The sequence below is a fragment of the Bizionia saleffrena genome (genome assembly GCF_008086175.1).
In the GTDB taxonomy this organism is placed as follows: Bacteria; Bacteroidota; Bacteroidia; order Flavobacteriales; family Flavobacteriaceae; genus Bizionia; species Bizionia saleffrena.
In genome coordinates this window covers 1-12,617 of record NZ_VSKM01000013.1, presented here as the reverse complement: position 1 = coordinate 12,617, position 12,617 = coordinate 1, and the positions used below count along the sequence as shown (strand labels likewise).

At 32.3% G+C, this 12,617-nt stretch carries 11 protein-coding genes; 4 read left to right on the top strand and 7 right to left on the bottom strand.

The window, feature by feature from the left end; all coding sequences use genetic code 11:
• The first annotated feature begins 164 nt into the window (after positions 1 to 164).
• Entirely contained in the window at positions 165 to 2,711 is a 2,547-nt protein-coding gene (locus tag ES676_RS11790; protein WP_148370536.1) for an adenosylcobalamin-dependent ribonucleoside-diphosphate reductase, read from the top strand.
• Between the two features lie 261 nt (positions 2,712 to 2,972).
• On the opposite strand, the gene ES676_RS11785 is transcribed toward ES676_RS11790, so the two are convergent.
• From ES676_RS11785 to ES676_RS11755, 7 genes are all read right to left on the bottom strand, one after another.
• Positions 2,973 to 3,197 (bottom strand): hypothetical protein, encoded by a 225-nt coding sequence (locus ES676_RS11785; protein WP_148370535.1) that lies wholly within the window; start codon positions 3,195 to 3,197, stop codon positions 2,973 to 2,975.
• A 455-nt stretch (positions 3,198 to 3,652) separates the two neighbouring features.
• Positions 3,653 to 4,183 (bottom strand): lipid-binding SYLF domain-containing protein, encoded by a 531-nt coding sequence (locus ES676_RS11780; protein ID WP_170234454.1) that lies wholly within the window; start codon positions 4,181 to 4,183, stop codon positions 3,653 to 3,655.
• Positions 4,184 to 4,856: 673 nt separating this feature from the next.
• Complete coding sequence (locus ES676_RS11775; protein WP_148370534.1) at positions 4,857 to 5,009, bottom strand: YqaE/Pmp3 family membrane protein; 153 nt, start codon at positions 5,007 to 5,009, stop codon at positions 4,857 to 4,859.
• Between the two features lie 45 nt (positions 5,010 to 5,054).
• On the bottom strand, positions 5,055 to 6,083 hold the full coding sequence (locus ES676_RS11770; protein WP_148370533.1) for a hypothetical protein: 1,029 nt from the start codon (positions 6,081 to 6,083) through the stop codon (positions 5,055 to 5,057).
• 460 nt (positions 6,084 to 6,543) lie between these two features.
• The gene (locus ES676_RS11765; RefSeq protein WP_148370532.1) at positions 6,544 to 7,053 is read right to left on the bottom strand and encodes a YlmC/YmxH family sporulation protein; all 510 of its coding nucleotides are present in this window, start codon (positions 7,051 to 7,053) and stop codon (positions 6,544 to 6,546) included.
• Between the two features lie 4 nt (positions 7,054 to 7,057).
• Positions 7,058 to 7,684, bottom strand: coding sequence for a hypothetical protein (locus ES676_RS11760; RefSeq protein WP_148370531.1), 627 nt, complete (start codon positions 7,682 to 7,684; stop codon positions 7,058 to 7,060).
• A 55-nt stretch (positions 7,685 to 7,739) separates the two neighbouring features.
• Positions 7,740 to 8,138: a VOC family protein gene (locus ES676_RS11755; RefSeq protein WP_148370530.1), complete on the bottom strand. Its 399-nt coding sequence runs from the start codon at positions 8,136 to 8,138 to the stop codon at positions 7,740 to 7,742.
• Positions 8,139 to 8,712: 574 nt separating this feature from the next.
• Here ES676_RS11755 and ES676_RS11750 point away from each other — a divergent pair.
• From ES676_RS11750 to ES676_RS11740, 3 genes are all read left to right on the top strand, one after another.
• Positions 8,713 to 9,441: a phosphatase PAP2 family protein gene (locus ES676_RS11750; RefSeq protein ID WP_148370529.1), complete on the top strand. Its 729-nt coding sequence runs from the start codon at positions 8,713 to 8,715 to the stop codon at positions 9,439 to 9,441.
• Positions 9,442 to 9,661: 220 nt separating this feature from the next.
• On the top strand, positions 9,662 to 10,972 hold the full coding sequence (locus tag ES676_RS11745) for a GIY-YIG nuclease family protein (RefSeq protein ID WP_148370528.1): 1,311 nt from the start codon (positions 9,662 to 9,664) through the stop codon (positions 10,970 to 10,972).
• 354 nt (positions 10,973 to 11,326) lie between these two features.
• Positions 11,327 to 12,364 (top strand): endonuclease/exonuclease/phosphatase family protein, encoded by a 1,038-nt coding sequence (locus ES676_RS11740; protein ID WP_246130354.1) that lies wholly within the window; start codon positions 11,327 to 11,329, stop codon positions 12,362 to 12,364.
• Positions 12,365 to 12,617: the final 253 nt, after the last annotated feature.

Genomic DNA, 12,617 nt, shown 5'->3' with positions numbered 1-12,617 from the left:
TTTCAGAAACATTTAACAACTATAAAATATTTAAAACGCTTATAATCAGTATTTTAAATTAAAATGCTTGTAAACTTTTTATTAAGCGAGGTGTTTAATATTGCATAATTTTATTTACATTTATACCATAAAATAACTTACAATTTACCAACAAGGTTTAAAAAATGAAAACACCTACTACCTTACCACCCGCAAAAACTTACTCCCAAGATGAAGCTTTTCAAGCGTCGAAAGCCTATTTTAAGGGAGATGAACTAGCTGCCCGCGTGTGGATTAACAAATATGCCTTAAAAGATTCGTTCGATAATCTTTATGAACGAACGCCGCAAGATATGCATCACAGAATTGCTGGGGAAATTGCGAGAATTGAACTTAAATATCCAAATCCTTTGTCGGAAGATGAGATTTTAAGTTTATTAGAAAATTTCAAATATATCGTTCCACAAGGTAGCCCTATGGCTGGGATTGGAAACAAATATCAAATTGCCTCTCTGTCAAATTGTTTTGTAATTGGAAATAAAGGATTGAATGATTCTTATGGCAGTATTATGAAAATAGATCAGGAGCAAGTGCAGCTTATGAAACGCCGTGGGGGTGTTGGTCACGATTTATCACACATACGACCTAAAGGGTCTCCTGTTAAGAATTCAGCTTTAACCTCAACTGGTTTGGCGCCATTTATGGAGCGCTATTCTAATTCTACCAGAGAAGTTGCCCAAGATGGAAGAAGAGGAGCCTTGATGCTTTCCGTTTCCGTAAATCATCCTGATGCAGAAGATTTTATCGATGCTAAACTAGAGCAAGGAAAAGTTACTGGAGCAAACATATCTGTGAGAATGGACGATGCTTTTATGAAAGCCGTGAAAAATAAAACAAGTTACACGCACAAATTCCCCATTCATAGCGAAAACCCAAAATACAGCAAGAAAATTGAAGCCAATACATTGTGGAATAAAATTGTTCATAATGCATGGAAATCGGCAGAACCAGGAATTTTATTTTGGGATACTATTATAAGAGAATCGGTTCCAGATAGCTATGCTGATTTAGGATACAATACTGTTTCAACAAATCCTTGCGGCGAAATCCCGCTTTGCCCTTATGATTCCTGTAGATTATTGGCTATTAACTTATTCTCTTATGTCGATGAGCCTTTTACCAAGAATGCCAGTTTCAATTTCGAATTGTTTAAAAAACATATTCCCGTGGCACAGCGTATTATGGATGATATCATTGATTTAGAATTGGAAAAAATAGATGATATCCTTGCAAAAATAGATGCCGATCCAGAAGAGGATGAAATTAAGAGTGTGGAGAGAAACTTATGGTTAAAAATTAAAACTAAAGCAGATGAAGGCCGCAGAACGGGTATTGGTATTACAGCTGAAGGCGATATGCTTGCAGCTATGAATATTGCTTATGCCGGTAAAGAAGGCACAAAACTGTCTGTAGAAGTACATAAAACACTTGCTATAGAAGCCTATAGAGCATCAGTTGAAATGGCCAAAGAAAGAGGAGCCTTTGCTTTTTATGATTCAGAAAGAGAAAAAAATAATCCATTTATACTCCGATTGAAAGAAGCCGATGAAAAACTTTATTTCGACATGCTAGAACATGGAAGAAGAAATATTGCTTTATTGACCATTGCTCCTACCGGCACAACCAGTTTAATGACGCAAACTACTTCTGGAATTGAGCCTGTTTTTTTACCGGTCTACAAAAGAAGGAGAAAAGTAAATCCCAACGATAAGGAAGTTAGAGTTGATTTTGTAGATGAAATTGGCGATTCTTGGGAAGAATATGTCGTTTTCCACCACAGATTCAAACAGTGGATGGAAGTTAACGGTTATGAAATTGACAAAGATTACAGTCAGAAAGATTTAGATAATTTGGTTAAAAAATCACCTTATTATAAATCAACATCAAATGATATTGATTGGCTTAGTAAGGTTAAAATGCAGGGTGCTGTGCAGAAATGGGTAGATCACTCCATAAGTGTTACTATCAATTTACCAAACGATGCTACAGAAGAACTTGTTGGAAACTTGTATATGGAAGCTTGGGAAGCAGGTTGTAAAGGGGTTACCGTTTACAGAGATGGTTCACGTTCTGGTGTATTGATTTCGAATGAAGAAAAAAAGGAAGATGAAACAGGAACTGTTGTTTCTGCTAAACGTCCCCAAGTTTTAGAATCGGATGTAGTGCGTTTTCAAAATAGTAAAGAAAAATGGATCGCTTTTATTGGATTGTTAGATGACCAACCCTACGAGATTTTTACTGGTTTTGTTGATGATGAAGACGGAATTTTAATACCGAGATGGGTTAATAAGGGATTAATCATAAAAAACAAAAATGAAGACGGAAGCTCTCGCTATGATTTTCAATATAAAAATAAGAGAGGCTACAATACAACTATAGAAGGATTATCTCATAAATTTAATCCTGAATTCTGGAATTATGCCAAATTAATTTCTGGTACTTTAAGACACGGAATGCGTATAGATAAAGCTGTAGAACTTATAAATAGCTTGCAATTAGATAATGAATCTATCAATACGTGGAAAAACGGAGTTGCACGCGCTTTAAAACGTTATGTGGCCGATGGAACTGAAGCAAAAGGACAGAAATGCACCAACTGCAACTCCACAAATCTAATTTATCAAGAAGGATGTTTAACCTGTAAAGATTGTGGGTCTTCTAAATGCGGATAGTACGACGTAAACTTTGATAAATTTAGAACTAGAAAACAACGTTTAAAAATTCTTTCGTTACTTTCAATTAGAATAAAAAAATCCCTGTTAGCATCTTAACGCTAACAGGGATTTTTTCGTTTTAGTAGTGTTTTAGCCATTCTGTTTATGCTGTAGGTCTAAATTTTGGCTTTAAAGTCTCGTTTCTATCGGTGATTTTCGATGAGTTTTATAAAAATTTTTATCGTAACCATTTTCCGAGAAATCGGGAATCTTATTTGTTCATTCTATAATTTCGTAGTCAATGCTTAATTTTCGCAAAGCCCTTAAAGCAGAACCAGAATTCCTATCTTGTATCTCAATATCTACGGCATCTCCTTCTAAGAGTATATCAGTAAGTTCTTGAGCCAAGGATTCACCAATACTAGATGAAATCTCTATAATACACTTAGCTATAGCTCTTTTATCTGGCCTCTGAGCATCACATGACAATAAGTTTAATTTCATAATAATTGTTTATAAATGCAATATACGAGAGTTGTAATAAGTTTAGGTGAAAATACACCATTATTCGTTTTTATATCGTGCTAACGCGTTTTCCTATTAACTGAAGCTTTATACATAATGCAACGTTAAAAGTACAAACGAGCTGCCACTTCTCTTTTAAGAAGCGCGTTTTAAGGAGCTGCACGGAGAACGGGTACCAAATTATTCTAGCAATCCAACACTTATTAAAAGTATGCCTCTTAAATTAATTTTGCCCAGAGTTCTAGCCGCCTATTATTTTTTGGCCATTTGTACTTTTGTGCTCCCAACAAAACAACTGTAGTGTTTTAAGATTAAGTATCTATTTAAGTTATTTTTGAAATAGATAAATAATAAAACAGCTAATCAGTTTAAAAAAATTGATAAAAAAAGCCGATCGTTAGATCGGCTTTCCTGATTATTCTTAATTACATTTTCTAAAACGGTGCATACTGAAATTTTTGTCCACCTACTGAGACTCCAGCAATAACACCTGCCTTAGGTTTAGCAATTACTAGCACACCATCACTATAATTTACTTTTTTGAAAGCACCCTTATCTACAATAACGGCTTTCGCTTCTGCTGAAAATTCAAAATTACCGTTTTTAAAATCTTCAAGGTTCTTCTCATTCTCAAAAAAGATTATTTGTGTGAAGGCCTCACCCCCTGCTTGTAATCCTATATCTAATTTTTTCAGCTTCGCCATACCCACAGCCATTCCATTTTCGTACAGAACACCGTTACCTGATGCCGCTCCAATTATCAAAGCACCTTCACCAACGTTTGGAAAGACTACGTATCCAGAGGAATCCTCAAAAAATTTTTCTACGGCTTTATCAGTATTTCTTATAGTCATCATTACCTTTTCCGCGTCTTCTATAATTCGCTTATCATCTTTGTTCTGTGCAAAAGACATTAGCGTTACAAACATTAGTACCGCAGCCATTTTTAAGTTGTTAATTTTCATAATTATTATTTATTAGTTAAACATTCATATTAAGAAAGATTATATAAAAATCAAAAACTAGAATCCTTCATAATAGTAAAAATAAGTAATGAAATCAACTCTCATTAATGCAAATCAAACAAGTTTTAATTCATTAGCTTTAAAAGAAAAGAGACAACTTAATAAAATATGGTGATTAATTTTAATGGAAATAATCGTCCTGACAAAAATTCTAAATTTGAATTTTCGGAGGCACCTATAGCCTATTATTCCTTAATTTTATAAATTTTTTTAAAGAAGGGTTTCGCGCAACTTTTGTACTGAAATAATATTAACTGAATTAATCTTTCGGAGACGTAATTTAAAATAAGTAACGCTAAATTAAGTGTTTCAATTACGATGTGAGAATCGCTTTAATCTCGCAACAACTATAAAGCGCTTATTTAAAAAATAAAAAGCACATCTTAAATAAAAGAGGAATTAGCGTAGCAAAACTTAATTCCAGATTCAACGTTGGAGAGATTGAAAATAAAATATTAGAGGATTATTAGTATGTCTAATCCCCTAATATTGTTAATACATTATATTAAATACGATTGTTTGTAAGCAAGAGTATAACACTTTCTCTTCTATTACTTAAAAGTTAGAATAATAGTCTATAAGAATGAGAATCTCAATTATACAAGATCGTTAACTAATCGTTAACTATAAGAGCATGAATTACTCCAGGCAACCATCCTATTAGAGTTAACAAAATATTTAGAAGGAAGGCCCCACCAAAACCTTTTTTCATAAAAACGGCTACTGGAGGAAGTAAAATACTGAGTATTATAGTAAGTAATGACATATTTTAAAAATTTTTAGATTTATAAGTTCTTTATTATTATAGAAATTATTTAATTATTTCTCTAGTGCGTTCTTCGTTAACATTTAGTGGTGGTGCCCCAGTTGCTCCTCCAAAAAACGCAGCGAAAGCTCCCAATAAAAGTAATACAAATAGATAAATACTTGTTTCTCCAGCCGCATCAGATACTTTCTCGCTAGCTTCTAACGCTTCCTTTTTAGCTGTGGCATAAGTTTCTTCTAGATTTTTAACCGCTGTATCTAATTTAGTTTTCCATTTAGAAATAACCCCGTTAATTTCTTTTTCAGTTAAATCGGTGTTGTTTGTTAAATAATCTTTTAAATCCGCTTCATTTAGGTAGTCTTTATTTCCTTGTACCGAAATATCCAAATCCCCATTGTTATCAAGGTTGACTTCTATATCATTTACAAATTCTGTAATAGCATCTTTTAAATTTAATTTTTTTAATGCTTGAGAAGATTTATTGTTAAGCGTTTGCAAATCGTCCTTAACGTTTTCTTTACTATCATTAGGTACTATGTTATACTTTTCGGCAGTATCAATTAATTGAAACATTTCCTGTTTAACACGGTCGAAAGTTTTATAGGTGTCCTCATTAGATGATTTTCTTGCAGTGTCTAAATTTACCATAACCTCCTTGGCATTGTCACTATTAAACGCCGAAGATATTAGAGACCCCATACCAGAGAAAGTATTACTAACAAATGAAATCACTAAAAAAACAGAGATTACCAGGTAAACACCCCAGGCCAAAAACCCGTGAATTCCCCCATCAGCATTACTTGGTAAACCAGCAGATCTTGCAGCTATTAAACCACCTACAAACAAAGCAGACAAATTAGAGAGTATCCACCAAATAATTGCGCCAGTACCAATTCCATTAAAAGGCTCTGAGTCGGTCATTGGGTCAATAGAAGTCATACCTATCCCTAATCCCAAAAGATGAAGAACAAACGAGATGACGATTGCTGCTAAGGCGCCAGCGAAAACTCCGCCCCAAGATATTCTAGAAAATCTATTTTTAGTACTATTTAACGGTGTAGAAATCATATTCATAATAGATGGTTTTATAGGATTATAATCTTTAAATAATCCATAATTAAGTGCTTCAAAAATAAATAATTTGTTATTTAACAATTAACGCATTAAGAATAAAAATTAATTGATTTGCCACAAAGTCTAGTATAAAGAAATAATTGAGGGATAAAAGCCATATTAAAGAAATAATTCTCATAATATTACAACTTTACATATATATAAATATGAATAACTAATAATATACTGATTTTATAAGAATTTTTTAACAATTTATATTTGAAAAATATCATATATTGAATAAAACAAATATTATGAAACGACAAACCATAAAAACGATCAGCAATTTTTTTAAAATAACGACTGTTCTACAAATTGGATTTTACACCTATGTATATTTCAATACATTGAAAAATAAAAAATCTTAGAGATTTTTTTTAAATTAAAAACCCGAATTATTAAATTCGGGTTTTTGCTTTAATTAAGAATTAATATAAAACTCTGGTCTATCATAGAGTGTGTCGTCTAATGGGAAATTTGTGTCGGTGTTATTGCGATCATAATTAGACAAAACATCAACTTCATAATTTCTGTCTACGAGCGTGCCTTTCTTTATGCGTTTAGTTTCTGCAAATGTTTTATGATTAACACTTTTGGCAAAAACAATTTTACTCTCCAAATTTAGATGTGCTAATCCTATTGGAATAATTAAATGATTTTCTCCATCCGCATTAATAAATTCGTGTACGCCATCTTGAGCTTTTGCATTATATGTTTTATGATTGGCTTCTATAATGGAAGCATCGACTTCGACATCAAGATAAACGACGCGCTCTTTCGTTTTATTTACTAGTAAATTATCTACCTTACCTATTACGAGACCCTCTTTGCCCTTCACCTCCCAGCCACGTACATCTTTATGGCTATCGGCGATCTTGTAGTTAGATAATTCTTCAAGATAGAATAGTTTTTTTTCTTTATCTGTGCTCATATTTTTATCTATTTATCATATTGGTTAATAATTGCTCTGATTGGTTGAAAAAATTCTTAACAGCCGTTTTCTGTTCGAGCGTTTGGGTGCTGGGCGCAATTGCCATAGCTGCTTGTTGCAATTCGGTAATAGCGTTGTCCAATTCAGGATAGTGTTGCACCTGTATTTTCTTTAAGGCTTGAACAATAATATTTGAAGTGCTTTTAATTTTGTTTGAATGCGAGAGATCCTCAGGGTCGTTGGTAATAGCTTCAGCATTAAATCGCGCTGTTTCTATATCAGCATCAACATCTACTTCTAAACTATTTGCTGTAGCTTCTGTGGCATCGATAAGTTTTAACAGTGCATTATGCGAATAGTTATGATCAAGCCCCATATCTGTATCATTTGATATATAAGTCTGAAAATTTCTAATTTTTGTTTTTGCTGTTTCAGAGAGTAACATTACATTTTCATTAGAGGCGTTTTCCATTGAACTATCGTCTGCCACAATTTCGGTCTCATTATAGGTGTTATCATTTTCGTCATCATTATTCATCATAATTACGTAATAAATGAGGACTAATGAACCCAAGACTAATAAAATCCAAGGCCATACTGGTTTTCTTTTTTTAATTTTAATTTCTGCCATAATATGTGGTTTTAAAGTGATTTATACATTTTTTAAAAATAATTAGTAACGAAAATTATATATTGTGATTAACCATCCAACCAATCCCAAATTTGTCTGTGCATCTTCCAAAATAGCCCCATTCTCTTTCTCTATAATTATGATGTATTTGTCCGCCACTAGATAGCTTATCAAAAAGATCTCTACCTTCGTCGACACTAGTAAATTCGACACTCATATGAATTTGATTCCCACTATTAAGCGGCGTATCGGGCGACACATCATAAGCCATGAAGTATATGTTTTTTCCTTTAAGCTCTGCGTGTTGTAAGTTATTTCTATAAGAGGATGGAACATCTATCTTTTTATCTTCGTAAGTTTGACGATTAATAACTTCAGCTTCAAATAAATCACTATAATAATTTAACGCTTCTTGACAATTTCCTTTGAATGATAAATAGGCCTGTACTTTCATAATTTCTTTTTAATTTAAGTTGAAATTTAACACCACTAAATTATTACAAACTTAAATTGATTTTTAACTGATTTAGAGTTATTTATAACGCTATTGGGTTTACTAAGAATTAATACAGTTCAAAATATTACTCTTTACACCCTAATTATGCGTTACTTATCGCGCTATATAAAATAGATTTTTTACAAAAAGAGCATTCATTTAAATACTATTAGTAGAGATCCCTAATAATTATAAACGTCTAACCTACTTAAACGCACGCATAGTAAAACAGCCGTTAAATTGAAGTTTGCCGTGACTTAAACACCTTTTAAATTATAAACCATTTTATGGATTGAATCGTTTCACGTAGGACATTCTAATTGTAAGAGTATGTATGAAATTTGATTCAGAAATAACTAACATTAAATTTATTCGCTAATATCTCATCAGCGCTAATTTCAAAATAGGGAAAGCTTTAGATTTGATCTATAAAAAAATAATGTATTCTTTATGGAAAGAATATATATATTCTTTTTAATTTTACCGCACTCTTAATCAGGTCGTAATTAGGTAATCATTATTAAATAACTGTATGCGAAAGGAAATAAAATTAATAATTAATAAGTTAAAAGCCCTCTTAAAAAAATGGTTCAATAACTATAATGAGCATTTGCCCTATATTATTACCTCAGGAATAGCGTTAATAATTGTTATTGGTGCAGTGACTGTTTTTATTGAATTAACCGAAAATTTAAAATCCGAAATATTAGGGCAATACGACAGCGCTATCACTCAGTCCATTTTATTATGGAGATCCAGTGGACTTACAGAGTATTTTATATTTGTTACCCATATAGGGGGTATTTATGGTTATTTAGTTGTTTTCTCATTAGCTACTTTTCTGCTTTTTATAACGTTTAAAAATTGGCATTATGTGTTCCAGTTAAGTATAGTAATGATACTTGCGCTGAGCTCTAATGTTATAATTAAAGAAATGGTAAATAGATCTCGACCGGATTTAGAACATTTAGTAATGGTAAAAACTTTGAGCTACCCTAGTGGTCATGCAATGACAGCGATGGCTTTTTATGGATTTATTATTTTCCTTACTTATCAATTTAAAATTAACGGCTTTTTAAAGTTTGTTATTATAACAGTATTAACAACTCTAATTATAAGTATAGGTTTAAGTCGCATATACCTAGGCGTACATTTTCCTTCCGATATTATTGGAGGATATATTGCCGGCTTCATTTGGGTCGTACTTTGTGCGCTTATTTTTAATTTAATTAAGGTGTTTAATAAAGATCCTAGCACCTAATATATAAGGTGTTTATTGTGTCATTTATGACTACTATTTACTAAATAATCCATAAAAGGAATCTCTTTTAACTTGCCAGTTGTTTAATTGTGGGTCTTATAATGTTGCTCTTTTTATTAATTGCCTGCCATAATTTATTTTGCTTAGTTGACGTAAACAACAATAGTTTATAAAATTCAGAGCCTTTTATGTAGCATTAATTATTCTTACTTTTGCTATAATGACATTTTTATATATTCAGACCATAAAATCTGGAAAAAACAAACCTGTTCCCTATTGCTTGGCAATACAAGATGGTGATTTAGATTCTTTTTACACGTTTAATTTTAGACCAGAAATCACGATTAGCAAACGCGTTTATGAACACAACAATTTAGATTGGAAAGTGCACAGCTCCGCACCTCTGTTTTGTGATATTGCTGATGAGTTAATTGAACTCTTACAACACAAACAACTGGTTTTTGCTGATTTTAATCAGTTTATGTTATTACAATCACAGTTTAAGATGGTTGGCTATAATTTTAATACCCAGCCAAAGTACGTCTGGCACACACTCCCTAAAAATAATAAAAATTCGAAGGAATTGGAGCTATGCTTACCTCCTTCTCCAAACCTTAGTGGCAATAGTGAAACCTATGCCGAAGCTTTTTTACAATTAATGCATAAAAGTTTCTTCAGCACTACACCAAGAAATTTATCGCAACAAGTCGTTAAAAATGTGTCGTTAAATTTAGATTTCTCGGAGTATAGCACGGCCGCAGGAGTTTATTATTTTTTTGATGCCTCTGGAACCATCATTTATGTTGGTAAAGCCAAAAACGTACGGAAACGTCTTCAAAGTCATTTTAATGGTTTTACAAATTCAAAAACTATAGATTACTCAAAAATCACAGCGGTAACTGTAGAATATACTGGCAGTGACATTATCGCCCAACTTTTAGAATCTGCTCAAATAAAAACACTTAAACCACTCTATAACACACAGCAAGTTAACGATGCGGCCCCATTCATAATCAACAAAAGCAAGACCGCAAAAGGGATCAATAAGCTTCAAATTACACGAAAAGACATTGCCGATAATAGGCCCGAAATATATTTTAATAAGCGATCGGTTAAAAAGGTACTACTTCAATTGGCTACAGAATTTGGCCTGTGTAAAAAACATTGCGGCTTAGAGCGCATTAAAGGACCGTGTAGTAATGTTACGTTAAGACACCAAAACTGCGTGTGCGCAAATACAGAAGCCATCGCGAAGTATAACGAGAGATTTGAAGTTGCCCTCTTTGAGTTTAGTACTAGAAAATCGGGGGGAATTTACAAACTAAAAGGACGGCATATCAATGAAGATGCTTTTGTGTATTTATTGAATGACATTTACGAGGGCTATGGTTTTATTGGTAAAAATGAGACTGTTACGAATGAAAACGATATTCTCGGCCATCTCATTCCTCAAAAAAATAATTACGACACCTCTCGCATTTTAGAACATTTATCAAAAACAGTAACGTTGGAAAATATTTTAAATTGTTAAAATAAAACGAACAGATAAACAGTGTTTTTTTTTTGTAAAAAGACACGTTTTAAGTAACCTGATTTTTATTATTCTACACCTCTTAATTTAAGCGAATTAGTACTAACATCAGCAGTTAATAATTATCTATTCCTATTTAAAAAACCAAAATTTTATTGAAGGATACGTGATATTTTTTTGATATCTTGTGCCTATTAAACCTAAGTACGACTATAGCTTACTTCAATATTTGGTTTATTGAAACTAATTTATAAATAAAGTTAAACAGTTTTAACTCTGTACTAAACCAAAATATCAAGAACCCCAAAACTAAATTTAATAATAGTGAACAGTTTAGAAATTATAATTCTTATTTTGAATGTATTAATTTGCATTCCTACTTTAGCCTCACTAACTACATTCGACTATTGGTGGATTCGTGATTTCGATTTTCCAAGAATTCAAATTTCATTTTTAATTTTGGTTAATCTCATTTTAGCTTTATCCTTATATTCTTTTCAGGAGCCTTGGCATTTTATTATTGTAACAGTTTTACTTAGTTGCTTAATATACCAATGTTGGTTAATTTTTCCATATACCATTCTTGCAAAAAAGCAAACCTTGAAATATAAGGGAAAATCCGATGATGCGAGTATTAGCATTCTGGTGAGTAATGTTTTAATGACCAATCGTGATTACAACAAACTCATAAATTTAATTAAACATAAAAATCCTGATCTTTTTTTAACCTTAGAATCTGATGATAAATGGGAGAAAGCATTAGACAGTTTCGAAGACGAATATCCGCATTCGGTAAAAGTGCCCCTTGATAATTTATACGGTATGCATCTCTATTCGAAACTCCCCTTAGAACAAATGGAGGTGAAGTATTTAATTAAAGAAAGTATTCCATCAATTCACGGATATGTTGAATTAAGAAATGGTCTCAAAGTTAAAGTGCACTGCTTACACCCTAGACCTCCTAGCCCTACAGAAAGTAAAACGTCCACGAATCGCGATGCAGAACTCTTATTAATTGGTAAAGAAATTGAAAAAAATCAAAGCTCAACATTAGTTTTTGGGGACCTAAATGATGTAGCTTGGTCACGAACCACCAAAGTATTTCAGAAAGTTAGCGGACTTTTAGACCCGCGAAGAGGTCGTGGTTTTTATAACACGTACAGCACTAAGCACTTTTTTCTGCGTTGGCCGTTAGATCATGTTTTTCATAGTGATGATTTTACATTAATAGCAATATCTAGAGAAAAGGATATTGGGTCAGATCATTTTCCGATGTCTATAAAACTAAATTATTCACCAGAGAAAAAAGTAAATCAAGAGAAGTTAGAAGTCAGCCAAGAAGAAGAACAATGGGCCAGTAAAAAAATAGATAAAGGTAAAAAATCATCTTAAAGCATCGATAGAGGTATAATGGAATGATACGGAAGAAATAAACGTAACAATATAAAACACTATTACCTTTATTTATAGTATTGCCACATCATTTATTTACGTTTATAACGTGCGAAATTTTTAAAGCTCATAAAAAAAAAATAGGCTTGCTAAACCGATTTAACCCCATTAAAACAAGCGTCTTATTAGTTAATGTAAAAAGCTCTCACGTTGTAGTAAGCGCTTTTAATATATGCTAAGCTGTTTGGACATA